This is a genomic window from Rhizobium sophoriradicis (assembly GCF_025200795.1).
GTDB lineage: Bacteria > Pseudomonadota > Alphaproteobacteria > Rhizobiales > Rhizobiaceae > Rhizobium > Rhizobium sophoriradicis.
Genome location: NZ_CP104156.1, coordinates 308856 through 334940, shown reverse-complemented (window position 1 = coordinate 334940; position 26085 = coordinate 308856). Strand labels below are relative to the sequence as shown.

Below are 26085 nucleotides of genomic sequence, written 5' to 3'. Positions count from 1 at the left end.
AATGGATTAGAGTCCGGCCCATTGATCTGAACCCTTCAAACTGGACCAATTTTGGTTAGAGTTTTCCGGTGCATTTTCCTGGCTGGGAAAGGGACCAGAAGACGATGAAAGCGTCGCAGTTTTCGGACGCTCAGAAGGCGTTCATTCTGAAGCAAGGTGATGAAGGCGTGTCGGTTGCTGAAATCTGCAGGAAGGCGGGGATCAGCCAGGCGACTTATTTCAACTGGAAGAAAAAATACGCGGGCATGCTGCCACCGGAGATGAAGAGGCTGAAACAGCTCGAGGACGAGAATTCGCGCCTGAAGAAGATCGTCGCGGATCTGACGCTGGACCGCGAGATGTTGCAGGATGTCATCCGCCGAAAGCTCTAAGGCCTGCTCGGAAGCGGGAGATGGTGAAAGGCATGTGCTGCGATTGGGCGATCTCGATCCGACGTGCTTGTGGAGCGTTGAACTTCGATCGATCAACTCACCACTATACCTCTCGCCGTGCTGATCAGGCCGGTCTGGAACGTCGTATTCGCGAGATCTGCGAGATCCGTGTGCGGTACGGCTATCGCCGCGTGCATGTGCTGTTGGAACGCGAGGGTTGGGGCACCAACATCAAGCGAACCTACCGCATTTACAGGGACTTGGGGCTACAGTTGCGGAACAAGACACCGAAGCGGGGGGTAAAAGCCAAGCTTCGCGAGGATCGGCACATGGCCGTCGGACCCAACGACGTCTGGGCGATGGACTTCGTTCACGACCAACTCGCAACGGGTAAGAAACTGCGCGTGCTGACGGTGGTCGACACCTTCTCGCGCTACGTGCCGGTGCTTGATCCACGTCATAGCTATAGAGGCGAAGACGTTGTGCAAACCCTTGAACGGGTGTGCCAAAAAGCCGGCTATCCGAAAACGATCCGTGTCGACCAAGGGACCGAGTTCGTGTCGCGCGACTTGGACCTGTGGGCCTATTCCAAGGGTGTGACGTTGGACTTCTCACGCCCCGGCAAGCCGACTGATAATGCTTTCATCGAAGCGTTCAATGGCCGCTTCCGTGCAGAATGCCTGAACCAGCATTGGTTCCTGACCCTTGCGGATGCCCGCGAAAAGATGGAGGATTGGCGTAGATACTACAATGAGGAAAGACCTCATGGTGCGATCGGCAACAAGGTGCCGATCTCGTTGGTGAATTCGGGAGGCGCAACCAGCCCGCCTCCCTGAATGAAGCCGGAAAACTCTAGCATCCGGTGGTCCAACGTTTGGGAGCGTTTCAAAGACCGCCGAGGCTCTAATCGCCGCCGGATGAAAATTCAGTGGCAGGTCATCTGAAATATCTGGCGTTCGGCAGCTTGGTCGCACCGCCACATTAACAGGCATCACAAACTACCGTGTTAGCATCAGTATCGTCCTGGGCTTAAAGAAGCTCGGTTCACGTTCCCGGAAAATTTGTTCATCGGGGCGGTAAACACTCTCGATTGAGGGCTTGTTCCACCATGATGGGAAGAACGGTCCCGGAAATGAGAACTGGTGATCTGGTCATCGCAAATAACCCGTACGCCAGCAATATCTTGAATCGGCTCATAAGTTCTTCCAGGGAACGACGACGCAAGTCCCCCGCCAGTCACGACAACAGGCTCGGTCCGTTAGCAGGAACCGTGGAGCTCGAATTTTATCTATGCTGTGAATGGGTATCATCCAAACAATCGATTTTACGAATTGAATGGCGTGATCCATTAGACGAGCATCTTGACGGAAATCAAGTCGTCGATGGCGCGCCCAGTGGTGTAGAGGGGTCAAATGTGTGGCTTTGGAATGTAATGCTTGCATAAGCGGTCGATCAGCCCATTGCATCACCTTGCAATCGTCGACAGCTCGGGGGTTCACCACCAATCGCACTCGGTACAGTCCGCAACGAGCCGCGGTATTGACAGATTCAGACGAGGCGGCCTGGTGACCGCTATTTTGGGGAAACGGCGTACGCTACACGCTGCCACGCGCGCGTTTCGACCTGCGTCCACGCGCGGCGTCATCATCCTACCCTTTGGTGGCCGGTCTCCGAATGCCACCAGGATAATTTACCGGAAAGGACGAGAGCAATGACGCACCTCGATTGCTCGTGCGAAGTGCACGGTGAGCGCGATGACGGCACTGGTAGTCACAGCGTTTATTTGACGTTCGACGACGGTCCGCATCCATTTTGTACACCGGAGATTCTCGATATTCTGGCTGAACACCGGGTGCCGGCAACATTCTTCGTCATCGGCGAGTTCCTGGCCGATCAATCTAAATTGATCCAGCGAATGATTGCAGAGGGACATGAAGTCGCCAACCACACAATGACGCATCCAGACCTGTCTGACTGCGAACCCGACGAGGTGCAACGTCAGATACTCGAGACAAACAGAGCCATAAAAATGGCGTCGCCTCAGGCGGTGGTGCGGCACATCCGGGCTCCTTACGGCATCTGGACCGAAGAAGTGCTCAAGGTTTCGGCGAATGCGGAACTCACTGCCGTGCACTGGTCGGTAGATCCGCGAGACTGGTCTCTTCCCGGGGCCGACGGCATTGTCAATGATGTGCTGCAGTCTGTCCGGCCGGGGTCAATCGTGCTCTTGCACGACGGTTGTCCCTCCAGTGAAATGCAACAAGGAACTGACCGCAGTCTGCGCCACCAGACTATCATGGCGTTATCTAGCATAATTCCAGCTTTGCATGATCGCGGCTTTGTATTCCGCTCGCTTCCTCGGGTGTTCTGATGGATATGCTTGACACAACCAGCACTGTCGCCGTCTCGCTTTATGCACTTCTCTCGACTGCTTATAAAAGCGTGCAGGCCGTTTATTCTCTGCCGACCGATGTTTCATTGGCGTCCCAGAGCTTGGCCGGCTTTGAGGAGCTGCCCAGCGTAGATGTCATCGTGCCAAGCTTCAACGAGGATCCCCGCACGCTTTCGGAGTGCCTGGCTTCTATTGCGGGTCAGGAATACGGGGGAAGGCTGCAGGTTTACCTAGTTGATGACGGTTCCGAAAATCGCGAGGCTTTGCGACCTGTGCACGAGGCCTTCGCACGAGACCCCAGATTCAATATTCTCCTGCTTCCCCAGAATGTTGGTAAACGGAAGGCACAGATCGCCGCGATACGCCGCTCTGCTGGAGATATGGTGTTAAACGTCGACTCCGACACGATCCTCGCATCTGACGTCATCAGGAAGCTCGTGCCTAAAATGCAAGATCCGGCTGTCGGCGCGGCCATGGGACAGTTGACGGCCCGCAACCGAAACGATAGTTGGCTGACCCGTTTGATCGATATGGAGTACTGGCTGGCTTGCAACGAGGAGCGTGCGGCACAAGCTCGCTTCGGAGCCGTTATGTGCTGCTGCGGTCCATGTGCTATCTACCGTCGCTCTGCGCTCGCTTCGCTGCTTGACCAGTACGAATCACAGTATTTTCGGGGAAAGCCAAGCGATTTCGGTGAGGATCGGCATCTCACCATTCTTATGCTGAAGGCAGGCTTTCGAACGGAGTACGTGCCGAGCGCCATCGCAGCGACAGTCGTTCCGAACAAGCTAGGACCGTATCTGCGCCAACAACTACGCTGGGCGCGGAGCACGTACCGGGACACGTTGCTTGGGCTGCGCCTGCTGCCCAACCTCCATCGCTTCCTTACGCTCGACGTTGTCGGACAGAACCTCGGACCGCTGCTTCTGGCACTATCAGTGCTGACGGGGCTCGCACAGCTTGCATTGACGGGCACCGTGCCTTGGTTGGCATCCCTGATGATCGTGGCCATGACGATGATCCACTGCAGCGTTGTCGCGCTCCGGGCCCGCCAACGACGGTTCCTCGGGTTCTCTCTGCATGCATTCATCAATATTTTTCTGCTACTGCCCTTGAAAGCCTACGCGCTGTGCACGCTGAGCAATAGCGACTGGCTGTCGCGCAGCTCTGCTGGCAACTCGAATCAACATCCGGCGACTGATGCGCGCACTACAGAATGTTCTGGACATGCGACAGCGCCTCGAAGGCTCAACCCCGCCCGCGATTCTGCCAGGCGAACGACGTCTGACTGCATGTGCAGCGACGAGTAAGATCTATTTACCGAGGTGAACGAGTTGACACAGAGCGACAATTATCAATTGCTGAATCGGGAACTGGCTGCACCCGATCCATGGGGACTCGACGCCAATCCATTCGAGCGTGAGCGTCACACGCAAATGCTTCGCTTGGCGCTTGCCCAGGGATCCATCTCAAATGCGCTCGAAGTGGGATGCGCTGCCGGCGCATTTACGGTGCAGCTAGCCCCCCACTGCAAACGGCTCACCGTGATCGATGTTGTGCCTCACGCTATAGAAAGATCGCGTCGACGCATGAGGGATTCTCCGCACATCAGCTGGATAGTCTCTGATGTTCAACAGTTTTCACCTGACGAGAGGTTTGATTTGATCGTTGTGGCGGAAGTGCTCTACTATATTGGAGGAATAGCCGAGATGAGAGGGGCTGTTCGGAATTTAGTGCGGATGCTTGCGCCAGATGGATATCTGGTTTTCGGATCGGCGCGCGACGCCAATTGTCGTCGCTGGGGCCACGTTGCTGGTGCTGAGACGGTCCTCGACATGCTGAACGAAACTTTGCTCGAGCTAGAGCGGCTTGAGTGTCGGGGTGGCTCGGTCAACGAAGATTGCTTACTCGCCTGTTTCCGGAATCCGATTTCTGCCTCCTAACGGCCCCAACCCTCGACGTTCAGACATGGAGACACTATGCGCGTCTGTGGTATAAAAAGACGCGGATGAGATGCCAGGACAGAATTCCGGCTGTTGTCCATCTCGATGAATCTGCACAATTGCAGACCATCCCAGGCACTCTCTCCGTGAAGTCGCCGAGCTACTCTTCGAATGTAACAAGCTCGGGACATTCGGCTGCTCTGCAACACGAGTGCCAATTACCACGGACGAGGCGTTTTCCCGGATGCTGCTGCCAGCCCTTTAATGGAGACGCAATGAACACATACGGTGCGATGGACCAGGAAGAACACAACCAACCGAAGAAATGCCAGTCAACGGCGCCCGACGGTCAGATGAGCGCATGTTCATGTCCGCAATAGATTTTTTCGACGTAAGCAAGACATATGGCGACAAGGCCGTGGTCAACGCGCTATCGTTCCGCGTTTCCCCGGGGCAATGCTTCGGGCTGCTTGGACCGAACGGCGCGGGCAAGAGCACGATCGCACGCATGATCCTTGGCATGACAGCCCCTGATGCGGGGAAGATTACTGTGCTCGGCGTGCCGGTGCCTGCCCAGGCTCGCTTGGCGCGAAAGGGTATCGGCGTGGTGCCGCAATTCGACAACCTTGAGCCTGAATTCACTGTGCGCGAGAATCTGCTGGTCTACGGCCGCTACTTCGGCATGAATACACGCAAAGTCGAGGCGGTCATGCCGTCGCTCCTTGAGTTTGCACGCCTAGAGAGCAAGGTGAATGCGCGTGTGTCTGAACTTTCAGGCGGCATGAAGCGGCGCCTGACGCTAGCGCGTGCGTTGATCAATGACCCCCAGCTACTTGTCATGGACGAGCCGACCACCGGTCTCGACCCGCACGCGCGCCACCTGATCTGGGAGCGCCTGCGTTCCCTGCTTACGCGCGGCAAAACGATCATCTTGACCACCCATTTCATGGAAGAGGCCGAACGGCTATGCGATCGACTCTGCGTACTCGAAAGAGGTCGCAGCATTGCCGAAGGGCGTCCGCATGACCTGATCGATGAACTGATCGGGTGCGAAGTCATTGAAATCTACGGCGGCGATCCGCATGAATTGGAATCGCTGGTCGGGCCATATGCCGATCGCGTCGAAATTAGCGGCGAGACCCTTTTTTGCTATGTGTCTGACCCGGAGCAGGTGCGTGTGCGGTTGCGGGAGCGCGCGGGCTTGCGCATTCTCCAGCGTCCGCCGAATCTTGAGGATGTGTTTTTGCGGTTGACCGGGCGCGAGATGGAGAAGTGAACGATGGGTGAAGGTTGTGCCGCGGCTCTGCCCGCCAACGCTTTTAACTGGATTGCGATATGGCGACGCAACTATCTGGCATGGAAGAAAGTAGCACTTGCGTCAATTGTTGGAAGTCTGGCCGATCCTATGATCTACCTTTTTGGCCTCGGCCTTGGCCTCGGAATTATTGTGGGTCGCGTTGACGGCACAACCTACGTTGCGTTCTTGGCGGGCGGCATGGTGGCGACAAGCGCGATGACCTCAGCGACGTTCGAGACGATTTACGCGGCCTTTACGCGAATGCACGCCCAACGCACCTGGGAAGCCATGCTCTACACACAAATGACACTTGGGGACATCATCCTGGGTGAGTTGGCATGGGCAGCGAGCAAGGCATTTCTTGCCGGTACGGGAATCATAATCGTCGCCACCATGCTAGGCTATGCGACGTGGCCATCAGTCGTCTATGTGCTGCCAGTTATCATGCTCACTGGATTTGCATTCGCGAGCCTTGCGATGGTAGTCACGGCCCTTGCGCCCAGTTACGAGTATTTCATTTTTTACCAGACGCTCGTCCTGACACCAATGCTGTTCTTGTGCGGCGCGGTGTTTCCAATCGCGCAACTGCCCCAGGCCTTTCAGCAGGTAGCGCAGTTCTTGCCTCTAGCGCATGCGATCGACCTCATACGCCCGGCAATGCTTGGGCGCCCCGCGGGTAGCATGGGCCTGCATATAGGCGCGCTTTGCATCTACGCGATTTTGCCGTTCTTCCTGTCGGCAGCGCTGTTGCGTCGGCGCCTGATGTCTTGACGCTACTCGCCACCACGCCATGAGGGGTATTGCGATGCAGTATCTTGAAAAGACCCGCAGAGCTCTGAAGATAATCATCATAGTCCGGGAACAAATGAACCCGTGTCGGCGCCGGTGAGACGATGCAGGTTTGTCGCTCTGCAACTGGCCGAACTCGGAAGCAAACACTCTTCAGGAAAATCCGGCTTGTATCAGGAGAAAAGCAAATGAAGGTCATCTCAATCGCTACGGCGCTCTTTGCTCTGGCGTGTCCCGCGAACGCGTTCGAAAACAAAGCGGTCGCGGCTACGCTTATCTTAAGGACCGATCGTACGATTGCTGGTCAGCCCATCATCGTTCCACGGAAGAATGTCGAGGTCATCGCTTCGATTTATGAGATTGCGCCCGGTGCGACGTTGCCAATTCATCAGCATCGCTATCAGCGCTATGGCTATGTGCTTTCGGGGGAGATCACGGTCACCAATACAGAATCTGGGAAAGAAAGCATTTTCACGGCAGGAGATTTTATCGTCGAGTCCTGGGGCATATGGCATAAAGGGGCGAACAACGGCACCGAGCCGGTAAAGCTGCTCGTGATCGATCAGGTGGAAAAGGGCAGTGAGAATGTTCTGCCGCAAAAATAAAGACGTTGAGGTATTACCGGAGGGCAATCTGGCGCCACGGCTCGGATGTGGTGAACCCGTCCCATATTAGGGGTTGGTTTGCCGCTCCTTGCTAATGTCGATTGGAGCTGCGTGAACCTTCGACTTGAGTCGTCGACAAACTGTCGAGGAGGTTGTTTCATTGGTCGGTTGAACGGCGGGCGTAGGAGAGCATCTGTCCAGTTCCTCCATACTTGGTCGTCAGTCAGCGCGGCTGTTGGGCCAGCGGCGACAGGATCATCAATCATCCGTGAGACTGTAGCGGCGGCGTTTCAAAGAGGCTCCTCATTCCGACGCCATGAATCACGCCGAACGACAAAACCACGAAAGGTTGCTAGGAAATCCTGAGACGTCTCATTACCTCATGGGGCGAAGGCATGCGGGATGCTTCCTGGCATAGCACGTCCCGCATCCAGAGGCTTGCCTGATCACTATTGTGAAGCGCGGGCCATTGGAGGGCCTGTGTGAACGCGGGCAAAGGTAGCGGAAGGTCGGCGATCCGCAGGGGTATTGTCTTTTCGAGCTGCTTGACCAGGCGTAAGGGCATTGTCGCTATGCGCTCGGTCCCTGAAAGCATGAACGGAACCATGCTGAAGCCCTGCACGACTACTTCGACATGTCTCTTAAGCCCGTGCCCAAGCAAACACCATTCCTCGATGGAAGCAGCGTTCCCAAACTTCACCACAACGTGTCCCATCGACATATACCTCTCGAGTGTAAGTTGCTCCGAGAGTAGCTTGTTCGAGCGGCAGCCCACGCACACGAGGGTCTCCTCGAATAACGCCACCTTAGGATGTGCGCGCGACATGAGCAATTCCGGAAAGATGAGAAAATCGGCGTCACCGCGCCGCAAGTAATCATCGTAGTTATCGGCGATCGGCAGCAACTCGAAGCTGACGGCGGGCGCTTCTCGGGCGACACGCGTCACGACCTTTTCAAAAAAAACGAGTGCGGCGTAATCGGAAAGAATGACTCTGAAGCAGCGATCCGATTGAGCAGGGCAAAACGGATCCCAGGATATGATCGAAACCTGGATGTGAAGCAGAGCCTCGCGGACCGAAGGCGCGAGCCGCTCCGCACGCGGGGTTGGAACGAGTTCGCGACCGACCATGGTAAAAAGGTCGTCATTGAAATAGGTGCGTAACCTGCCGACGGCCGCGCTCATGGCCGGTTGGCTCAAGTTGATGCTGCGCGCTGCCGCCGTGAGGTTACGCTCGGTCATCAAGGCGTCGAGTGCGACGAGGAGATTCAGATCAAGGCCCTTGAACCGCATGTCTTCATCCATAGCGAGGTGGCGAGATAAAAGGTGAAAAGGCTTGGTCTCGCAGTGCGGCGCCACGAGAGATCAGCAAGCAAAGGGTCGCCTAAAATTGAGAAAGTATCGATGTTCCAGCCGCCGTGGCTTTGATGGTCTTACTGCTACCTTCAACCGACACGATTCAGTGGTGCCTGATCATTCTGGCGAGTAGCAGTGTTTTCCGAGGATAAAAGTTTCGGTCTGCGACGTCGATCACTTCGGCGCCTTCAATATGTACTTCGGGGGGTAAGACGCACTCGTAGCACTCACCTTCTTCGGCAGGAGTATCTTGGCAATTGAAGTCTTGAGTGTGCTCCGCTGAATGGGCTTTGTCAGCACCATTCAGGTTTGCGCGGGGGTCACTTGCCGCCGGGCCACAATCTTGGTTACGATCATCTGCTGCAAGTGACGGCCCGGCCCGCAATGTCAATGCGAGCAACGCTGCAACGATGACGTAGTAACCAATAACCTTCATGAGACGTTTCCTTTCTTCGGCTAAGGCCAGGCGATACCAGGTAGGATTGATGCCATTCCCGCCGCCAGTGCTTCGGGGCTACAGGCGTTGTTGGATTGGTTGAGAGCCTTTCAACGGATCATACCCGGTGGAGTGGAGACGGCCGTCTATGGAGCATCCGCGAAAATTGGTGAAATCTATTGTTTAAATGCGAGTCATCCATTTGATGCATGTAGACGACGTCTTGCCTGCCCGAACCAACAAGTGTCGCCAAACCCACTGTTTTCAGGGGCGCCTTTTCACCCAGTCCTTCTATCCTCAGTGGGCTTGCGCATGTCGTTGCCGCCATCCCCTTCATCCGGGATAGCAAAGGGCGCCGCGTGCGGGAGGGACACCCCTGCGTCTCCCGTCAGGCTACGACATTTTGTTCGATCGGCTGCCTTGTATGGAGAAGACCGGATTCCTGACGTTTCAGTGTCATCGTTTTGCAATGAGATAGAGGTAATGGCCGCAAGCCAGCTGGGTCGACCACGTTTGGCTTCCATCACGGAACGTCGCCATTAGCTTTCGACGTTCATTTCGAATGATCGTAGCGTGATGAACAAGTCGGTCCACCGCGGCAAGCGTCATGGCCGGGTCCGGAAAGACTCGGTTCCATTCTCCAAAGGGCTGATTGGCGGTGATGATGATGGAGCGCCGCTCATATCTTGGGAGATGAGTTCGAAGAGCACGCGGGTTTCGGCCTGGTCCTAGTGACGTAGGCCAGGTCGTCGAGGATAAGCAGATCGAACTTGTCGAGCTTTGCGACGGCGGATTCGATCTGGAGTTCACGCGGTACGACCTGCAGTTTCTGGACGAGGTTGGTCGTGCGAGTGAACAGCACCCGCAACCGTTCTCGATCAGCGCGAGGTCGAGGGCCGCGGCGAGATGGCTCTTTCCGCCGCCCGGCGGACCGAACATGAGGATATTGGCACCTTTCGCGACCCAGCTGTCGCCAGCGGCAATGGCCATGACCTGGGCCTTGGAGACCATAGGGACTGCATCAAAATCAAAGCTGTCGAGCGTCTTTTCCGGTGGCAGGTTTCGCCTGGGCAAAATACGCCGACGCTTTGCGCAGAATCTCGTTGGCCTGACGAAGCTCGCGGCTCTCCCGCTCAAGAGCCTTCATAATCTCGGCGACATCGTTCGGCCGGCCTGCTCGCTTACCGCTATCGACCTCGGTCTTCTTCACCCATTCGTGTAGCGTGCGTGGCCGGCGAGCAGCCGATCTGGGCCGCGATAGATGAAGCGGCAGCCCACCGCGCGGGGTGCTCGGCTTCGTGATCCAGCACCATGCGGATGGCACGCTCACGGACTTCAGGCGAGAATTTGTTCGTTGTCTTGCTCATATCGGCTCCAATCTCTCATGAGTTGAAGCCTCCGGCAAACTCGGCGCGGTTCTTGAATCCCAAAAAGGGAACCGGCTATAGGCTTGTGTTTTTCAGCAAAACGTCACCCTCCACTCCTCGGGGATACTCAACTACCATCTGGAAGGAAGGTAAGAGCTCAAGAATGGCGCGCAGGGGAAGCTGGCCTTCATAAAGCTCATGATCACTATCCTCAGTATATATGTAACGCGTTCTCATCAGGATCTGATTGCCACCGGCAATAACGTCGGCCTCGGCTCCCTGCACATCCATCCAGATGAGATCTATATTCTCTAGGCCAGCTTCGCTGCACCAGTCATCCAGCCTCCTAGTCTCAACCGAAATCGGAGGGTCAAACCGAACCCACTCGTACTCAGAAAGATGGTTCTTGGGACGGCGTATCGAGCCCGAGAGATCCCATTCCTTAGCGCTGTCATTGCCATTGCTGGGATGAAACTCGATCATCCCGTTTCGGTCGCTGATCGCAACCTCGGATAGCCTCATCCGATCCCGATCAGAACCCATTTTCTCCTTGAAGCGTGCAGCGGCTCTGGGGTCTGGCTCAAAGCAATAGAGCTGGGCGCTCGGAAGAAGGCGCAGAAAGCGTTGAGCATCGCTTCCGTCATTGCACCCAATGTCAAAGATTACAGGGTTAGGCTTATCGAGAAGCGAAACGATCTGTCGATGTACGTTTAACTCACACACCGGATCCATCACAGTCTCCTTAACTTTTCGAAGTGCCCCTGCTGAACGAGCTCGGGCAGGATATCACTGAAATACCGAGCCATTTGGCCCTTCTTTCGACATGGTTGTTGACGCGTCGCCGTGCGATTAGGTGGGCACGGCGCATTGTCGGTCGCGGGCTTTGTTATTCGCGAGTTTGTTTGGCGTAACGAAGCGACCCCAAGCTATGCTGAAAGCCCACTAGTCACCGAGGCCTCAGCGGGGACGGATACCTGTGATTTGCGGCCACGTACCGGGCTTAAGCATATGCAACGCTGCTCCCAAATCTGCCGAAGTTCATTTAGGAAAGTCTCACGACTACCTGAAACAGGCGCGATTCCATCCAAAATGTCGCCAACCAGGGCTTCTCCCTCAATCCTAATTAGCTGTTCAAACAACCCCGGTGAAATACGCACGGCCTGCAGGCTGGAGGCGCCTGTGCGGATCTCACATACAGTCTCTTGCCGATCCAGGGTGGAATATGCACGCGCCTGATGGAGACTTGCGTAAGGTGGCAAGGAAACTGCTAGTTTATTCCACTCCTCCATCGTTGAGATTCGCTTCTTGACGAGAAATGGACCGATGACAAGTGCATCCAGGTCGGTCGTCAAAAAAGTCGTTACGGCATCCCTAACCGAATCCACTACCGGCTCGGCGTTGTTGTTAAACGACGTGTTGAGCAAGATCGGAACGCCGGTTCGCTTCCCGAAAGCATTGATTAGCTCCCAATATGCGGGATTTGTCTCGCGTGACACTGTCTGCAAACGAGCCGTACCATCTACGTGCGTGATGGCGCCTAGCGAACTACGCTTGGGTTCGCGCACAGACACTACGAAATTCATAAAAGGAAATTTGCGCAAGGTACCTGGCAGATCAAAAAATTCCACGGCGTCCTCCTCCAATACCGAGGGAGCAAATGGGCGGTAGCCTTCCCGCTTCTTGACCATCATATTAATTCGATCCTTGTTTGACGCCGGCCTCGGATCAGCAAGAATACTCCGGTTGCCTAGCGCCCGTGGACCGAACTCCGAACGCCCCTGCACCCAGGCGATCACGGCGCCATCCGCAATCCAATCGGCTGCTTTGCCTGTCACGTCATCACTCCGTTCAATTTCGAGATGCTGGCCCCAAGCAAAAAGTTCCTCCTCCACGCTTCCTTCGCTCTCCAGGTCGGGTCCCCAATAGACGTTTTGCAAACGCTCACGAGGTGCCGGATGCCCCAGATCATGAGACGCCATCAATGCGGCGCCTAGTGCGCAGCCAGCGTCATGGGCAGCCGGTTGCACGAAGATGTCGTCAAACATCCCCGAGTACAGCAGCTTGCCATTCAAAGTGCAGTTGTGAGCCACTCCTCCGGCCAAACACAGTCGTTCGATGCCCGTAACCTTGGTGTAATGCCGTAGGACGTGGAACACGATCCGTTCCAGTGCTTCCTGCAGTGAAGCACTCACATCTTTATGCTGCTGCGTGAACGGCATGCCTTTCTGGCGTATTTGAATGTTACTGAGCAACGTAGGACCAACTCGGTCGAGATGGACCCGATAACCACCGTCGTCTAGGAGTTCGTAAAATTGTTCGAAGATCTCGCGGTACGAAGCGGGATTGCCGTAAGGTGCCAGACCCATGATCTTATATTCATCGAACGCGCCATAACCTAGGTAGCGGATCGTTTCCAAGTATAGCAGCCCTAGAGAATCATTCTCCGGAAATGTCACGAGTGGCTCAATCTCCGTGCTGGAACCAATCGCCAAAAGCCCCGAAAGAAAGTCTCCACCGCCGTCAATTGAGAGGACCAAACTTCGCTCGAAGCCCGACATGAAAAACGAGCTCACCGCGTGCGACATATGGTGGCTCACGAACGACACACGTGAGGGATCAATTTCGGCACCAAATTCTTGCCCGAGTAATCCGCACAACAACAGTCTCGCGTCCGGTATTGGGGTACTTGGGTGAGAGAGGCGCACGCGCTCGAGCACAGCGTTGCAATAGGCCTCGGTCGCATAATACGCGATGCGGTCGATGTCGCTCAGGTGAACTGCAGATTCCGAGGCAATCCGCCCCCGCATTCCGAAATGATGCCGCCCCCCAATTCCGAGAATTAACCGCCCCCTTGTTCCGAGATGATGCCGCCCCCTCATTGGGGCTGTTTGTCGGGGTGTCCTGCTGGTGAGACGTTCTTCCTTTCAGTTGCTCGAGAGGAAGGAACGCGATGCCAGCGGAGAGACTAAAGATGCGGCGTGTCCGCGAGATTCTGAGATACAGATTTGAGGAAGGCCTTGGCCACAAGTCGATTGCGGTGCGCGTTGGTACGGCGCCCTCGACGGTGCGCGAGACGTTGCGCCGTTTGGAGCGTGCCGGACTTTCCAGGCCTTTGGGCGACGATGTCAGCGATGCGGTGTTGGAGGCGGCTCTCTATAAGGCTGCCGGCACGAAGACCGGTCACCGTCGCAGTGTCGAGCCGGATTGGGCGCATGTTCACCGGGAGCTGAAGCGCAAGCATGTGACGCTGCAGATCCTCTGGGACGAGTATATCGGCCTTCATCCCGATGGATATCGCTACAGCCGCTACTGTGATTTGTATCGCGCTTGGGCGGTGAAGCTGCCGGTGACGATGCGCCAGGATCATGCGGCTGGCGAAAAGCTGTTCGTCGATTATGCCGGCGACACAGTGACGGTGGTCGTCGACAGATTGTCGGGAAAGACGCGACAGGCGCATCTGTTCGTTGCGGTGTTGGGGGCATCGAGCCTGTCATTTGCACACGCCCGCTGGAGCGAAACACTTCCCGACTGGATTGAGTGCCACCTGCTGGCGCTTGAGGCGTTTGGTGGCGCGCCGGCATTGCTTGTCCCTGACAACGCCAAAGTGGCCGTGATCAAGGCCTGCCATTTTGATCCGCAGGTCAATCGCACCTATGCCGGGATGGCAGCTCACTACGGAAGCTCTGTTCTTCCGACGCGACCACGCCGGCCGCGGGACAAGGCGAAAGTGGAGGCAGCGGTTCGCATTGTCGAGCGCTGGTTGCTTGGCCGAATGCGCCACCGCGTCTTCTACAGCCTTGCCGACGTCAATGCGGCAATCATGGAATTGCTCGCCGATCTCAACGACACCCGTGTTCTGCGTCGTGTCGGGCGCACAAGGCGACAGTTGTTTGAAGAGATCGACTATCCGGCCCTGCGGCCGCTTGCCGTCGAACGATACGTCTTTGCTGAATGGAAGATACGCCGGGCTGGGCTCGATTATCATGTCGATATCGACAAGCACTATTACTCCGTGCCCTATCGTTTTGCCCGTGAGCAAGTCGAGGCACGCATCACCGCCAATACCATCGAGATCTTCTACAAGGGCGAGCGGATTGCCGCCCACCGGCGTTCGAGCGGCAATGGCAAGCACACGACAACTCCCGAGCACATGCCATCATCCCATCGCCGCTTTGCCGACTGGACGATAGAGCGCATTAGCCGCGAGGCGTCGGCAATCGGATCGGACGTTGCATTGCTCTGCGAGCGTATTCTCGCTGATCGGCCGCATCCGGAACAGGGCTACAGAGCCTGCCTGGGCATTATCCGCCTCGTCAAAGCATTCGAACGCGAGAGGGTCAACGCGGCCTGCGGCCGAGCATTGGAAATCGGCGCTCGAACCTATGGATCGGTGCGCTCCATTCTCGACAATCACCTCGACCGATCTTCGTCATCAAGCACAGCATCACCCGAGCCGATCAATCACTCCAACATCCGCGGCCCCCGCTATTACCACTGAGGAGACGACATATGCTTGCACATCCCACCCTTGATAAATTGAATGCCATGGGCCTGACCGGCATGGCCAAGGCGTTCAACGAACTGATCAGCAACGGCGAGAGCGAACAACTCTCCCATGCCGAATGGCTCGGGCTGCTGCTCGAACGAGAATGGAGCTCGCGCCACGATCGCAAGCTTGCCGCCCGTCTGCGGTTTGCCAAACTGCGCCACCATGCTGTGCCTGAGGATGTCGATTACCGCAGCGAGCGCGGTCTCGATCGGGCGCTGTTCATGAAGCTGATCGGCGGCGACTGGATCGATGCCCACGACAACCTCGCGATCTGCGGGCCATCTGGCGTCGGAAAAAGCTGGTTGGCCTGTGCGCTCGGGCACAAGGCTTGCCGCGATGATCGCTCGGTTCTCTATCAGCGCGTGCCGCGGCTGTTTGCCAATCTTGCTCTCGCTCACGGCGATGGCCGCTATGCAAGGCTGCAGCGAACCCTCGGGCACGTCCAGCTCTTGATCCTCGATGACTGGGGTCTGGAACCGCTCAACGAGCAGGCTCGCCACGACCTTCTGGAGATCCTCGAGGATCGCTACGGCCGCCGCTCGACAATCATTACCAGTCAGCTTCCGGTATCAGCCTGGCATGAGATCATCGGCAACCCAACCTACGCCGATGCCATCCTCGATCGCCTCGTTCACAACGCCCATCGCATAGACCTATCCGGGGAAAGCTTGCGGCGAAATCAGCGCCGGAAATCTTGACTCGCTACACGAATGAACTGACAACAATCACTGCCAGCAGGACCCCAGCCTCAGGGGGGCGAGATCATCCCGGAATCCCGGGGCGCAATCATCTCGGAACAAAGGGGCGGCTTCATCGGAATCGGCAGGTGAACACCTGCAGATGCGAGGCAATATTGAATCGAACGCGTTGGTAACTTGTTGGAGTGCTTGATCCGGTTAAGGCGCTCCTCCTCGACCGCCGCTATCACTCGCCCGTCGCGAACGAGAACCGCAGCCCCATCGTGCATAAAGGTGTTCGGTAGATCGAACGAATTTTCGTAGACTCTGCTTAGACCGCCACTGAGCCCTAGACACAGCATGTTGCTCTCCAGTTCGTTTCGAAAGGTAGGTCGCTCTGGTCTGGCCACCGGCTTTCGCAGTTTCATAGGGTGGCGCTTGACAGTGCAGCTAGAGCTCACGGGTCGAAGCCGAAATCAGATCGTGACCGGATCGGTGAGATTGCCGACAATCGGCGCTAACAGAGCCCCAGACCGAAGCATTTGCGGCAGTAACGCCGCGTAACGTATCCACATTACCCAGTCCTTCATCTTTCCGCCCGACAGCCACAACGACGTTTGGTGGTCGCTGCAAAGGTCGCAGACCGTATCCTTGCAGCGGCGAGTGCGCCTGCGTTGGCTCCGAGGCATAGCACACAGAATTCCGCCGCCGGCCTCCGTCATTCGCATATGCGCCAGCACCGAACTCAGCTCCCACGCGGTGGGGCCGCCATTGATAATCACGTCGAACGGCGCCCACGGCGTGAGAACCGATCTGCAACAAACGCTAGAAGGGGAAGCAGTAGAAAGATGACCAGCGCGCGGTGAAGACGAATAGGAGGCGGCATCGACCGGGGCAAAAGTGCGTCCCGTGAGAGCCCACTGAAACGTCGAGAAGCAACGACCAAGATTCTACCCGATCACGTCGAGCGCAAGATAACGATCGAGACCAGGCAGCAGACCGACTGCCTCATCTCGTTTTCCCAGCACAGTCTCCACGGCACCCGAGGACCCATTTTAAGAACTCCGAATTACGGCTTTTACAAAACGCTTCTTCAGCGTCTTCTAATGGCAACCGTTTCGATCAGTAAAATCGATTGTTTGGATGGAATGCATTCACGAAAACGATGGCGTGACTCAGCAGTGAAGCGAGCGGCGACCCCATCCTTCTCTCTATGGCGGCCGTGTGCAAGGCAGATCCGCCTGTGACATTCGACCGACAAACTCCTCGTGTCTTGTCATAAAAGCAACACTCCTTCGCTACTCTTGTTTCAGCCGACAAAGCCAAGCCGCATGTTCGTCTCGGCACATCAATGAGCCTAATGGCGGCGCTAGCTGCAAGGAAACTGCGTTCGGTCTTGGTCAGCACCGCCGCTGCGAGTGCCGCGAAACGTGGGCCAAGCGCTTCAACATTTTCCCCGGCGTAAGTGCGCAGCATCTGGTCTTTGAAGCGCCAGCCGACGAAGGAGAAGCCTGGGTTGGTGCGCGGCTCCTTCACCACTTTAGGGACCGGGACGATAAATCGGCAGAGGCCGCGGTAACTCCAAAAAATAATGCGGCGCTAAAAAATTGGCCTCAGGCTAGACCGTGGGTATAGACTGGTAGTCCGGTAGGCGCTATTCGTGCTGTTCCAGCATAACATCAGCCACCCCGTGGATTCTCCAAGGCCTCTTATATTGAAAAAAGTGCAACGCAGTTTTGCCGTCGAGTACAAGAACGGCAGGCGAAAACTTGATGCCAGATCGAACTCGATCTGGGGCAATGTGGATCTAAAGTCAGTCGCGCGCGATCTAGAGGAAGAGGCATTGCCTTTTCTGTCAGGTAGCTCTCAGAGTGGCAAACCCGACAGCGAAATGTCTTTGCCGGAACAAGATCAGGCCGAGCAGTTGTTGACAGCGCCTCTCGGGCCGTCGACAACTGCATCAGATACACAGGAGATGAGCATGGCCGACGAGACTAATACGACAACCAAGGTCGATGGACAGACCGTTGTCGAAACGCCTAATGCGCCGAAGAAACAGCGCAAACCGCGCGCCAAAAAAGTCGCGGCACTCGAGACCGCGTTAGCTGACGCTACGGCAGAGCCGGCAGCTGCGCTGGCCGGGGACGGTGGTGTGAAGAGGAGAGGGCGCAAGACAAAGGCTATCGAAGCCACGGCGAGCGCCAAACGCGCACCTGTGCGCCGTGCTCCAAAGGCTGTGCAGGCAGCGCCGGCTGCCCCGATGACGGCGAGCGATGAAATGGCAGACCTTTTGCAGTTGGAAGAGGAAAATCAGCGGCTGCGCAAGCTTCTTGCTGGAAAACTTCGCGCTGAAAATGAAGATCTGCGCAAACGGCTCAAGCTCGATTGATATAAGCAGCCGGTCAATAAGCGACCGGATCTACATTCTTATCGAGACAAACAATTCGGCAACGGTAATGCTGTTGCCGGACCCCAAACTCACTGCCTGCTTGCGGGATAAAACGCGAGGTCGGATAGATGGCGTCTCCCTGGAAACTTCTTGCCCGACTGATCTCACCGGGTCGCGAACAAAAGCGAGAAAACGGCTCGGACCAGAAGGTTACGCCGGACACATTGGCCATTGCCGGTCCGACCGAAACGCCTGCCGAGAAGAGCCTGATAAGCGCCGTTCGACCGGCAAGCGAGGGGCCTCCCCGTCACGGCCATTCTCCTGCAATTTCCACCGAGTTTGTTGTTTCTAAGGAAGTCGGAATCGGTGGCCACGATCAGGTCGAAGGCCAAGATGCCAAAAACGTTGAGGCGGCCGATCCACCTCCATTCGGCGGGCTTAGTACCGACATCGCCGCTGGGCACGATGCTACGAGGCTCGAGCGAACTCTCGAGGTCGCCCCGCGTAAGAAGGCATCAGCCGCGATTGCAAACGCTGCCCCGGCAGTTCACACTGCGGACCAGATGAGCCTCGACGAAGACATCAGGGTGCTCAGGAGGCAGCTAGCCAGAAAGCTAAGGCTGCAAAACGCGCAGTTGAGAACAATGCTGGAGCGGTTTGAACGGTGACCTGTCGCAGTGCAACAACCTGTCGCCCTGGGCATGTAGTGGAGCCAGCGGCAGCATCACCTGTGTACGGCAAGGACAAATAATTGGGGTCCGAACACGGTCCCATTTCGTCGAGATCAACGACAAGAGTGTTTAGGCCATGTTCTAGGCATTTAACCGCGCTCGATCGCCACCGTGAACATCGAGCCTGCCGCAGGTTTCCTGGATGCGCGTCTCCGCCGCCTGCGCAATCGAAGCCGCATTGGTGGCGTCAAGCTGAACTGTCCGGGCGTCTGGTCCGTTTTGAACGAAGGTGTCGCCTGCTTCAAGTTGGCGCGCGCAACCGAGCCGGTGAAGCCGTGCTGCGCCAGACCTTTCACGATATTTGACGGCGGATTTCTTTGCCAGTGGCGAGAGCTGAACTGTGACGCGATCGAGACCGACACATGCCATGGACTGCGAATTCAGCGATCGATTTAAAATCGAGCAATTGGGGGCTTGCCTCCTGCCTAACATCTCGACGAACTCGAGCTCGATTAAGTGATCACTCCAAGGTCCTCCGTTTGCCAGTCTAGATCGGCTGGCGGCCAAGATAAGCATCGAACGCGGCAGCGACATGGCGAAGGGCAGAGCGACGTTCGTGCCGCACACGGACTAAACCGTTGTCAAACTCAACGATCCCATCCTCAGCCAGAATCTCTAGCTGCTTAGCTGAACTCACTAGATGGGTCTGATCAAATCCCTGAGCCGTACAGATTGCTGATATGTCCGCCTCCAAGTAGCACATGAGCTGTTCGATGATTGCAGCTCTTACGCGATCCTCGGTAGCTAAACGGTAGCCCCTTGAGATCGCCAAGCGGCCGGATGCTATGTGCCGGTTATAACAGCTTTGCGTGAGATCGTTTTGAACGTAACCGTCGCCGCAACGACCAATGGCGGACGCGCCCAAACCGATGACAGTTGAGCAGGTTTCGGCAGAGTAACCAAGCGAATTTCGGCGCAGACGACCAGCTCTCTGTGCTATTGCAAGCTCGTCATCCGGCAAAGCAAAATGGTCGAGACCAATTTGCAGATAGCCTGCTGCAACTAACGTATCGGCCATGGCTGAGGCCTGCTCAGCTCGCGCGGCTATATCGGGCAGTGCTGCTGTGTCAATCAAGCGCTGATTTTTTCGAAAAGATGGAACGTGGGAATAACCGAAAACCGCGAGGCGGTCGGGACGCATCGCAATAGCTAACATAGCGCTCTCGAGACAGGACTGGACGGTTTGGTTCGGCAAACCGAACATCAAGTCGAAATTGATACGCCTGACCCCATGCAGGCGGAGGTTTTCGACGGCGGTCATCACTTGCGCCTCGCTCTGAATCCGGTTGATCGCTTTTTGTACGACGGGATCGAAGCTCTGCACACCGACGCTTGCGCGATTCACACCGGTTCTTTCTAGGGCTTCGGCCATATCGGTGGTGAACGTGCGCGGGTCGACCTCAACGGCAATGGTTGCACCTCGCTCAAGCGCAAAACGGCCGCGCAGGAGTTCCATTAGCGACAGGAAGTCTGCCGATGGCATAATGGTCGGGGATCCGCCGCCAAAGTGCACGTCACCCACGGAGAGTGCCTGCGGCACTTGCTCGGCGACCAGGCGGATTTCCTCGCGCAGCATTGCTAGATAATCGGTTATCAAAGTGTCCCGACGAGTGATGCTAGTCGGAAAACCACAATACCAGCACATCGAGCGGCAGAATGGAATGTGGAGATAGAGCGAGACAGCGTCATCAGTTCCCTGGCTTCTCAGCCATTGCTCATAAGTGTGGGCGCCGATTTCTGGAGAAAACTCCTGTATTGTTGGGTAGATAGTATACCAAGGCAACTGCGCCCCGCTATTTGTGTTCGGAACGAAAATCGACGACGGTGCGCGCAAAGACTTTCGCCTGCAGTCCGTGTCACGTTCACATACAATATTTGACACGTTTTTTTCCTTCGAAAGCGTGGTCCTATTGGGCACATGCCACGCCCGGAATGGACTTGATGTTCGATTTGACGTCGCATTCGGAAAGGGCCTTCGGCTCATCGCCAGGCTCGTCGCCGCTCGTTGCGACGCTGAGGTGCTTCTTGCGGCGCTTCGCCGCCTTGTCTGGATATTGCGCTAATACTTCCGCAATGAGCTGTTCATGCAAAACGCTGTCATTCTCGTAATCAAGGCTCATGGGCCCCTGCCCCCTTTCAAGGTTCGGGTTAGGTCGTCGTCGCCGAAGCGGCTTTCTTGGAAGGACGCGCTGGCGCAAGGGCCAGCGCGTCCTGTCGACAGCGGCAGTTATTGAGCCGCAACCACCGCTGACTCCTTGGCCTGTAGTTCGGCCAGCATCTGCTCGTCGCTCTTCATGATGCCGAAGTCGAGCAGCATGTCTTCGAGCTCTTCCATGGTAATCGGGGTCGGAATGGTCCCTTGGCCCGAATTGGCATGGATCTTCTCGGCTAGCGCCCGATATTCCCCGGCCTGCTTGGAGTCCGGCGCGTACTGGATCACCGTCATCTTCCTGAGCTCGGCGTGCTGGACGATGTTGTCACGCGGCACAAAGTGGATGAGCTTGGAATTGAGCCTGGCAGCCAGCGCCTCGGAGAGGTCGAGCTCGCGGTCCGTCTGGCGCTCGTTACAGATCAGGCCGCCGAGCCGCACGCCGCCGGAATGGGCATATTTCAGGATGCCCTTGGCGATGTTGTTGGCGGCATAGAGCGCCATCATCTCGCCGGACATCACGATGTAGATCTCCTGGGCCTTGTTCTCACGGATCGGCATCGCAAAGCCACCGCACACCACATCGCCGAGCACGTCATAGGAGACGTAGTCGACATCGTCATATGCACCGTTCTCTTCAAGGAAATTGATCGAGGTGATGACGCCGCGCCCGGCGCAGCCGACGCCCGGTTCCGGACCGCCGGACTCCACGCACTTGATGCCTTTGTAGCCGGCCTTGAGCACGTCCTCGAGCTCAAGGTCTTCCACCGAACCTTCCTGCGCTGCCAGATGCAGAACCGTGTCCTGTGCTTTGGCGTTCAGGATCAGCCGGGTGGAGTCGGCTTTCGGGTCGCATCCGACGATCAGGATCTTCTGCCCGAGGTCGACAAGCGCTGCGAGCGTATTTTGGGAGGTGGTGGACTTGCCGATCCCCCCTTTGCCGTAAAATGCGATTTGACGCAAATCTGACATATCGCCTTCCTTCTTTCGTTCCATCCATCGCTGAGTAAAAGGCAGGCAGCTCGCGCCGCCTCGCATGGCAATCTTCAAAACCCGTGCCATGTGGGCAGCAGCATATAAAACAGTTGTTTTGCTGATCTTCAGCTATTTAATTCCAAACTTTCGAAGGCGGGATCGACAAACTCTTGTCTCGAAACCGCCAAACTGGACGAAGCGGCTGCGAGGTCTTGTCGGTTGGAAATCGCTTGCGTCAAAGATCAACAAATCTCGTCCGTATCCTTACATCTCAGGCGAGGGACAGAAGTAGTGTGGCAAGTCGTAGAGCCAAACAGATCGGTACCGCATTGACGGCCGATCGGCTTCGCACCGCGCGTCGGAATTAAGGCCGGATGATCAGCAGAACGCATATGAAGGCACAGTAGAGATTGTCGCTTACAACAAGCTCGCTGTTATGCTGTCTCCATGAACAAATAGGAGGAATGCCGACAGCTTGGCAGCTGCAGTCTTGCAGGCCCGGATTGTTCCGCCATTGGCGAGATTGACAACGGAGCCGGTTTCGATCGTCAGCGGGCCAAATTCTGGAGGAAATGCTCGAAGGCTACAGCAAAGATCGTGAGCGAGCTATCAAGTTAAAGCGCTAGTCGCGGATGCTTTTTCCGGCCGCACGCTCAGCTCCGACAAATTGTAGATCGCGTAGTCGAATATGGCGAAGAGCTTAAGGCAATTTTAGTAGGCGCTATAGAATGGACCGATGATCATTATCCGACGACGACATCACCGCTCATATTTAGGAAAGTGGCATTTGCGCGTGCCCGCACAGTCGCAACATCGGGAGCAATAATCCCCCGTATCGGTTCAACGTCGCCGGACAAGCCCGCCAAGATTGCATCTGTGGCCTTTACGTTTTCAAGATCTCGCGCCCGACGAACTCTGCCGCTCCAGAAAGACTTCCGCTTTCCTCAGGGAGAAAGCATTCATTAAAATCGCCGCATTCCTTGCAGCTGGGAGCGCTACAAAGGAAAAAGCCTTCAGCTTCGCAAATCTTGCGGTAGAAATATTTTTTCCACCTCATGTTGCTGGTGTTGCCTGCCGCCAGCGCCGGAAAATGCGCGAACAGCAATCTCCTAAGTTCGGCTTTGTCATGCAAGCCGAGATCCCGCCAGAGGTGGTCTTCACGCATGGAACGTCGCGCAATGATCTTAGCAAAACGCACGCCCTCAGGGTCGCCTGGCCGCACATGCGCTAGGAGCATGTCGCGCAACAGTTGCTCCTCCGCATCAGGCACGCAATCACTCGCCTCTTGCAGGGCAAAGGCGCGGATAAGCCTTGCCGGGAAACTGCGGGTTGTATCCCGCAGCTCCCTAAGCGAAAGGCCGGTTGCCTCGGTCGCGGTGGCAATCCCCATCTCAATTTCTTCAAGTGCGCGCGAAAAAAAGCGGAAGAGCACATAGTCATCAAATAACTTGAGACCCATCTGGCATGGTCGGCTGAAATAGAGTGTTTGGCAATCGTCGCAGTGGTCGACGGCTATGCCGGTTTGACGTGCGGCGTCCACAGTTGGTACCGCTACCGTCAAGACCCCGATGTGATGCACATTTGGCATGCGCTTCGTCGCTTTCTCCAATAATCGAATTCAGTTGGCTGCTTTGGTCCCCGGAAGGCGAACATTCAAAGGTTGTGCCAACTTGAGCAAGTGACAATTGAAGCCGGCTTTTCAATCACTCGATCGCCTGTGCAGCGGGAGGCGATCCCGCCTCCCGCTGTCGTCAAACGGACAAACGCAGGCTTTCAATCTGCGGCGCCGATTGAGCAGTCTGAGTGCGGCAATCTGAGGGAAAATCGAAGATCAACTGCTGCGCAACGACGCCTTAGCCGTCGATGAGAGTTATCATATGTCTCTTCGTTAGTCCTCAGAGTAGTTGGAGACCGGGCCTGTTCGCCACACTCCGAGGGCCGCCGCCATAGCGAGCAACATGGCGGCGGCAGTATCTCTCCGGGATACGCAATAAAATCTGCCGCTTCCTATCTATTGCATTTTTTTACGTTCTCCGCTGACGTCGCGATCACCTTGTTTGGTTAGACGCTTTGGTCATGCACCAAGGTCGCTAATCAGGAAAAATAGATTGATTGGATGCCGTCATCCGCGTTTTGAATAGCACTAAAAACGCGGCACCAAAAACGCCTGGGGACCGAGCGCGAACTCGCGACCGCGGCACTCAGCACACTTTAAGTCAGCCAACAGTGAGCGCGGCTGTTGCCCCGGTTGCGCTAGCCAAATGTCGTGATGCTCGGATGGAACTTGCCGATTGCAAATTTTCTTTCTGCTTTCAGCGTCGTAAGGGGTGCCTTGATAGAAGCTCCACTCGTCAGCTTCTCGCGTCTGCAGCATGGGAGATGATTTCCAATTCTGCCGGGGTATTCGTACAGCGTACAGCTCTCGTCAAACTTGGAACACGCACCCGTTTGCATAGCCTGCCCAAGGTCGGGATCCCGTTCCGCAAATTTGGGACAAATGTCGAGCCATACGAGCGGCGACGCCGATGGCCGCCGCGTTCGATTGCTGAACTCGCCTTAGTCCACTGCGCGGCTGCTGGTATGGTCCAACATCGTCGCGTACATGTTTGGCGCGGAATTGGTATGGGGGCGGGCCGGAATAAAACCACGCGTATTCAAATATCTCAATAAATTCAACCAGATGGGCGACACTTGAGCGACACGTCCGGAGCGTGACTTGAACTGAACCGAACCGAATTGGCGCAGGACCATTTACACAGCACGCTGAAATCTGCATATTGCCGCGCGTTGTCGCTATCCCGAGTTGATGCACGAGTCGCTTTCGCTCCAGTCAAAAGCAGCTGGGCACGGGCTCTTTTCAAGAATTTAGAAGGCAAGGATATGGAAAATTTTGTGTATCTGTTGGAGCCGGAAAGTGCGATCTTTCGCGCCGCTGAGCTCCCTGATCGCAACAGCATTGCATCGATCTCCGGTTTAATTGGCAGTGATCTTATTCAGATGATCCGCTTCGACGACATGCACTCGCTATTTGTTGGGGAAGAAGCTTTGCGAGTTGGGTTAACCGCCTTCACTATCTTTGACGGGTACCCGATCCCTCTTGCCGGGCAGATAGCGCTTTTGGGAGGCGACGGTAGTAAACCTTATCGTTCACCGTCAATAACGATGACGGAAGCCGCGCGACGTTTTGAATGTTGCCGGCCGGTGCTTGATCCTGTGTTTGCTCCGATGGACCGAGTGGCGAACAAGGGCCTCATCGTTGCGGGCGCACTGGAAAGCCTGCAAGTGCGTATTGATCGCCGCTCCCCGGTGCTCCTATGAGCGCAATGACGAATGATAGGATCCAGGTCGCGCCGATTCGCTCAGAGTCCGCGAGCGTGCCGACATGGGCTCGAGAAACGGAAAGCTGACGCCTCAAAGCGGCGTTCACTACGTTGCCGAAGGCCTCCCGTTCAACTGGACAAAGGTCAACACTGAAGGGCGGAAGACGTTCAGTGCATTTGCCGATTTGGAAGCCGCGAAGGAAAAAGTCGCCATTTTGGCGTGTTCGCGCTGACCCGGCTTTTGGCAACCTATGGCACCAGCTGAATGCCGAAGTAGTTGATCGCTGTCGACGGCGCAACCCGCTTTGCTTGCAGACGCTGTTTCAACGCCTGCTCTCGGCGAAGTCATGCACGTTCATAGCGTAGACGAACCGGGCGAAATCGTCGGCGTCGACGCAGTTGAAACATTGGACGAACGAACGGGAGCAAGACCTTGCCCTTTAGAACCTTTTTTTGCATCCTGCTGCTGGTCACGTGCACCAGCGCTGTTTCGGCCTACGCCGCCTCGCTTTCCATCTTCAAAGCGTTCGCCGTAACCTTAGCGGCTTCGGTTTTCCTTCAGGTCGTTTATTTCTTGAGCCTGCTATTTATGTCCTTCCGGCCCACGCGCGAGAGCGACAGATCGATACATTCAGGAACTCGGCAGGCAGACCAGCCACAAAAACGTGATCGCGATAAAACAGAGCAGTCCAACGTCCCCAAGCTTGACCCAAGGCGTAAACGGCGCACCCCTTAGCGGTG

Annotated in this window: 21 protein-coding genes and 5 pseudogenes; 13 read left to right on the top strand and 13 right to left on the bottom strand. The window is 56.1% G+C overall.

Features of this window, described 5'->3' with window-relative positions; all coding sequences use genetic code 11:
• Positions 1-104 precede the first annotated feature (104 nt).
• Positions 105-1207 (top strand): IS3-like element ISRel21 family transposase gene (locus N2597_RS32370; protein WP_085994809.1). Its coding sequence is split into 2 segments (ribosomal slippage): positions 105-366 and positions 366-1207, totalling 1104 coding nucleotides; the frame shifts between segments, so codons are not numbered across the junction.
• Positions 1208-1311: 104 nt separating this feature from the next.
• Here N2597_RS32370 and N2597_RS32365 read toward each other — a convergent pair.
• Positions 1312-1681: pseudogene (locus N2597_RS32365) on the bottom strand (nodulation protein NodZ); the annotation flags it as partial.
• Positions 1682-2082: 401 nt separating this feature from the next.
• Here N2597_RS32365 and nodB point away from each other — a divergent pair.
• From nodB to N2597_RS32330, 6 genes are all read left to right on the top strand, one after another.
• On the top strand, positions 2083-2742 hold the full coding sequence (nodB, locus tag N2597_RS32360) for a chitooligosaccharide deacetylase NodB (RefSeq protein ID WP_183736573.1): 660 nt from the start codon (positions 2083-2085) through the stop codon (positions 2740-2742).
• Complete coding sequence (gene nodC, locus N2597_RS32355) at positions 2742-4073, top strand: chitooligosaccharide synthase NodC (RefSeq protein WP_004679211.1); 1332 nt, start codon at positions 2742-2744, stop codon at positions 4071-4073. Before nodB ends, nodC begins: the two co-directional genes overlap by 1 nt.
• A 15-nt stretch (positions 4074-4088) precedes the next feature.
• Positions 4089-4706, top strand: a complete 618-nt coding sequence (gene nodS, locus N2597_RS32350) for a nodulation methyltransferase NodS (RefSeq protein WP_012489576.1) — start codon at positions 4089-4091, stop codon at positions 4704-4706.
• Positions 4707-5067: 361 nt separating this feature from the next.
• Positions 5068-5982 carry a nodulation factor ABC transporter ATP-binding protein NodI gene (gene nodI, locus N2597_RS32340; RefSeq protein ID WP_012489575.1) on the top strand — a complete coding sequence of 305 codons (915 nt, stop codon included), beginning with the start codon at positions 5068-5070 and terminating at the stop codon, positions 5980-5982.
• A 3-nt stretch (positions 5983-5985) separates the two neighbouring features.
• Entirely contained in the window at positions 5986-6774 is a 789-nt protein-coding gene (locus N2597_RS32335) for a nodulation factor ABC transporter permease subunit NodJ (protein WP_183736572.1), read from the top strand.
• Positions 6775-6980: 206 nt separating this feature from the next.
• The gene (locus N2597_RS32330; RefSeq protein ID WP_012489574.1) at positions 6981-7397 is read left to right on the top strand and encodes a cupin domain-containing protein; all 417 of its coding nucleotides are present in this window, start codon (positions 6981-6983) and stop codon (positions 7395-7397) included.
• 352 nt (positions 7398-7749) lie between these two features.
• On the opposite strand, the gene nodD1 is transcribed toward N2597_RS32330, so the two are convergent.
• From nodD1 to N2597_RS32300, 6 genes and pseudogenes are all read right to left on the bottom strand, one after another.
• A complete protein-coding gene (nodD1, locus tag N2597_RS32325) occupies positions 7750-8688 on the bottom strand; it encodes a transcriptional regulator NodD1 (protein WP_029532439.1) in 939 nt (312 codons plus the stop codon).
• 166 nt (positions 8689-8854) lie between these two features.
• Entirely contained in the window at positions 8855-9187 is a 333-nt protein-coding gene (gene nolE / locus N2597_RS32320; RefSeq protein WP_012489573.1) for a nodulation protein NolE, read from the bottom strand.
• A 542-nt stretch (positions 9188-9729) separates the two neighbouring features.
• Positions 9730-10273 (bottom strand): annotated as a pseudogene (gene istB, locus N2597_RS32315) (IS21-like element helper ATPase IstB); the annotation flags it as partial.
• Positions 10260-10554, bottom strand: a pseudogene (locus tag N2597_RS32310) (transposase); the annotation flags it as partial. The pseudogenes N2597_RS32310 and istB (N2597_RS32315), both read right to left, overlap by 14 nt.
• Before the next feature lie 75 nt (positions 10555-10629).
• The gene (locus N2597_RS32305) at positions 10630-11286 is read right to left on the bottom strand and encodes an FkbM family methyltransferase (protein ID WP_012489572.1); all 657 of its coding nucleotides are present in this window, start codon (positions 11284-11286) and stop codon (positions 10630-10632) included.
• A 194-nt stretch (positions 11287-11480) separates the two neighbouring features.
• Positions 11481-13361 carry a carbamoyltransferase C-terminal domain-containing protein gene (locus tag N2597_RS32300; protein ID WP_210282102.1) on the bottom strand — a complete coding sequence of 627 codons (1881 nt, stop codon included), beginning with the start codon at positions 13359-13361 and terminating at the stop codon, positions 11481-11483.
• Between the two features lie 164 nt (positions 13362-13525).
• Here N2597_RS32300 and istA point away from each other — a divergent pair, with 164 nt between their 5' ends.
• Together istA and istB (N2597_RS32290) are read left to right on the top strand one after the other, a co-directional pair.
• The gene (gene istA / locus N2597_RS32295; RefSeq protein ID WP_011427313.1) at positions 13526-15052 is read left to right on the top strand and encodes an IS21-like element ISRel16 family transposase; all 1527 of its coding nucleotides are present in this window, start codon (positions 13526-13528) and stop codon (positions 15050-15052) included.
• 11 nt (positions 15053-15063) lie between these two features.
• Positions 15064-15801, top strand: a complete 738-nt coding sequence (gene istB / locus N2597_RS32290; protein WP_007539334.1) for an IS21-like element ISRel16 family helper ATPase IstB — start codon at positions 15064-15066, stop codon at positions 15799-15801.
• Positions 15802-15926: 125 nt separating this feature from the next.
• On the opposite strand, the pseudogene N2597_RS32285 reads toward istB (N2597_RS32290), so the two are convergent.
• Positions 15927-16142, bottom strand: a pseudogene (locus N2597_RS32285) (carbamoyltransferase N-terminal domain-containing protein); the annotation flags it as partial.
• 760 nt (positions 16143-16902) lie between these two features.
• Positions 16903-17319, bottom strand: a complete 417-nt coding sequence (locus N2597_RS32280) for a hypothetical protein (RefSeq protein WP_011053452.1) — start codon at positions 17317-17319, stop codon at positions 16903-16905.
• 175 nt (positions 17320-17494) lie between these two features.
• Here N2597_RS32280 and N2597_RS32275 point away from each other — a divergent pair, with 175 nt between their 5' ends.
• Both N2597_RS32275 and N2597_RS32270 read left to right on the top strand, forming a co-directional pair.
• Positions 17495-18169 carry an MreC domain-containing protein gene (locus tag N2597_RS32275; protein WP_029875595.1) on the top strand — a complete coding sequence of 225 codons (675 nt, stop codon included), beginning with the start codon at positions 17495-17497 and terminating at the stop codon, positions 18167-18169.
• Between the two features lie 128 nt (positions 18170-18297).
• Entirely contained in the window at positions 18298-18837 is a 540-nt protein-coding gene (locus tag N2597_RS32270) for a hypothetical protein (RefSeq protein WP_004679185.1), read from the top strand.
• Positions 18838-19387: 550 nt separating this feature from the next.
• Here N2597_RS32270 and hemN read toward each other — a convergent pair.
• The 4 genes and pseudogenes from hemN to N2597_RS32250 form a co-directional block, all read right to left on the bottom strand.
• Entirely contained in the window at positions 19388-20734 is a 1347-nt protein-coding gene (hemN, locus tag N2597_RS32265; RefSeq protein ID WP_080515689.1) for an oxygen-independent coproporphyrinogen III oxidase, read from the bottom strand.
• A gap of 88 nt (positions 20735-20822) precedes the next feature.
• Positions 20823-21020, bottom strand: a pseudogene (locus N2597_RS32260) (hypothetical protein); the annotation flags it as partial.
• Between the two features lie 107 nt (positions 21021-21127).
• Positions 21128-22021: a nitrogenase iron protein gene (gene nifH, locus N2597_RS32255; RefSeq protein WP_004675840.1), complete on the bottom strand. Its 894-nt coding sequence runs from the start codon at positions 22019-22021 to the stop codon at positions 21128-21130.
• Between the two features lie 886 nt (positions 22022-22907).
• On the bottom strand, positions 22908-23612 hold the full coding sequence (locus N2597_RS32250; protein ID WP_010009888.1) for a nitrogen fixation protein NifQ: 705 nt from the start codon (positions 23610-23612) through the stop codon (positions 22908-22910).
• A 1292-nt stretch (positions 23613-24904) separates the two neighbouring features.
• On the opposite strand from N2597_RS32250, the gene N2597_RS32245 reads away from it, so the two are divergent.
• Together N2597_RS32245 and N2597_RS33800 are read left to right on the top strand one after the other, a co-directional pair.
• A complete protein-coding gene (locus N2597_RS32245) occupies positions 24905-25342 on the top strand; it encodes a DUF3846 domain-containing protein (protein ID WP_004673815.1) in 438 nt (145 codons plus the stop codon).
• A gap of 64 nt (positions 25343-25406) precedes the next feature.
• Positions 25407-25577, top strand: coding sequence for a CCE_0567 family metalloprotein (locus N2597_RS33800; protein WP_010009890.1), 171 nt, complete (start codon positions 25407-25409; stop codon positions 25575-25577).
• Positions 25578-26085: the final 508 nt, after the last annotated feature.

What these genes read in the sequence shown, in the direction of transcription:
- nodB (WP_183736573.1), top strand. Translation starts at nt 2,083, where the DNA reads ATGACGCACCTCGATTGCTCGTGCGAAGTGCACGGTGAGCGCGATGAC.
- N2597_RS32305 (WP_012489572.1), bottom strand. Translation starts at nt 11,286, where the DNA reads ATGGATCCGGTGTGTGAGTTAAACGTACATCGACAGATCGTTTCGCTT.
- N2597_RS32245 (WP_004673815.1), top strand. Translation starts at nt 24,905, where the DNA reads ATGGAAAATTTTGTGTATCTGTTGGAGCCGGAAAGTGCGATCTTTCGC.
- N2597_RS32300 (WP_210282102.1), bottom strand. Translation starts at nt 13,361, where the DNA reads ATGCGGGGGCGGATTGCCTCGGAATCTGCAGTTCACCTGAGCGACATC.
- nolE (WP_012489573.1), bottom strand. Translation starts at nt 9,187, where the DNA reads ATGAAGGTTATTGGTTACTACGTCATCGTTGCAGCGTTGCTCGCATTG.
- N2597_RS32250 (WP_010009888.1), bottom strand. Translation starts at nt 23,612, where the DNA reads ATGCCAAATGTGCATCACATCGGGGTCTTGACGGTAGCGGTACCAACT.
- nodC (WP_004679211.1), top strand. Translation starts at nt 2,742, where the DNA reads ATGGATATGCTTGACACAACCAGCACTGTCGCCGTCTCGCTTTATGCA.
- N2597_RS32270 (WP_004679185.1), top strand. Translation starts at nt 18,298, where the DNA reads ATGGCGTCTCCCTGGAAACTTCTTGCCCGACTGATCTCACCGGGTCGC.
- istB (WP_007539334.1), top strand. Translation starts at nt 15,064, where the DNA reads ATGCTTGCACATCCCACCCTTGATAAATTGAATGCCATGGGCCTGACC.
- N2597_RS33800 (WP_010009890.1), top strand. Translation starts at nt 25,407, where the DNA reads ATGGGCTCGAGAAACGGAAAGCTGACGCCTCAAAGCGGCGTTCACTAC.
- N2597_RS32330 (WP_012489574.1), top strand. Translation starts at nt 6,981, where the DNA reads ATGAAGGTCATCTCAATCGCTACGGCGCTCTTTGCTCTGGCGTGTCCC.
- nodD1 (WP_029532439.1), bottom strand. Translation starts at nt 8,688, where the DNA reads ATGCGGTTCAAGGGCCTTGATCTGAATCTCCTCGTCGCACTCGACGCC.
- N2597_RS32335 (WP_183736572.1), top strand. Translation starts at nt 5,986, where the DNA reads ATGGGTGAAGGTTGTGCCGCGGCTCTGCCCGCCAACGCTTTTAACTGG.
- nodI (WP_012489575.1), top strand. Translation starts at nt 5,068, where the DNA reads ATGTTCATGTCCGCAATAGATTTTTTCGACGTAAGCAAGACATATGGC.
- istA (WP_011427313.1), top strand. Translation starts at nt 13,526, where the DNA reads ATGCGGCGTGTCCGCGAGATTCTGAGATACAGATTTGAGGAAGGCCTT.
- nifH (WP_004675840.1), bottom strand. Translation starts at nt 22,021, where the DNA reads ATGTCAGATTTGCGTCAAATCGCATTTTACGGCAAAGGGGGGATCGGC.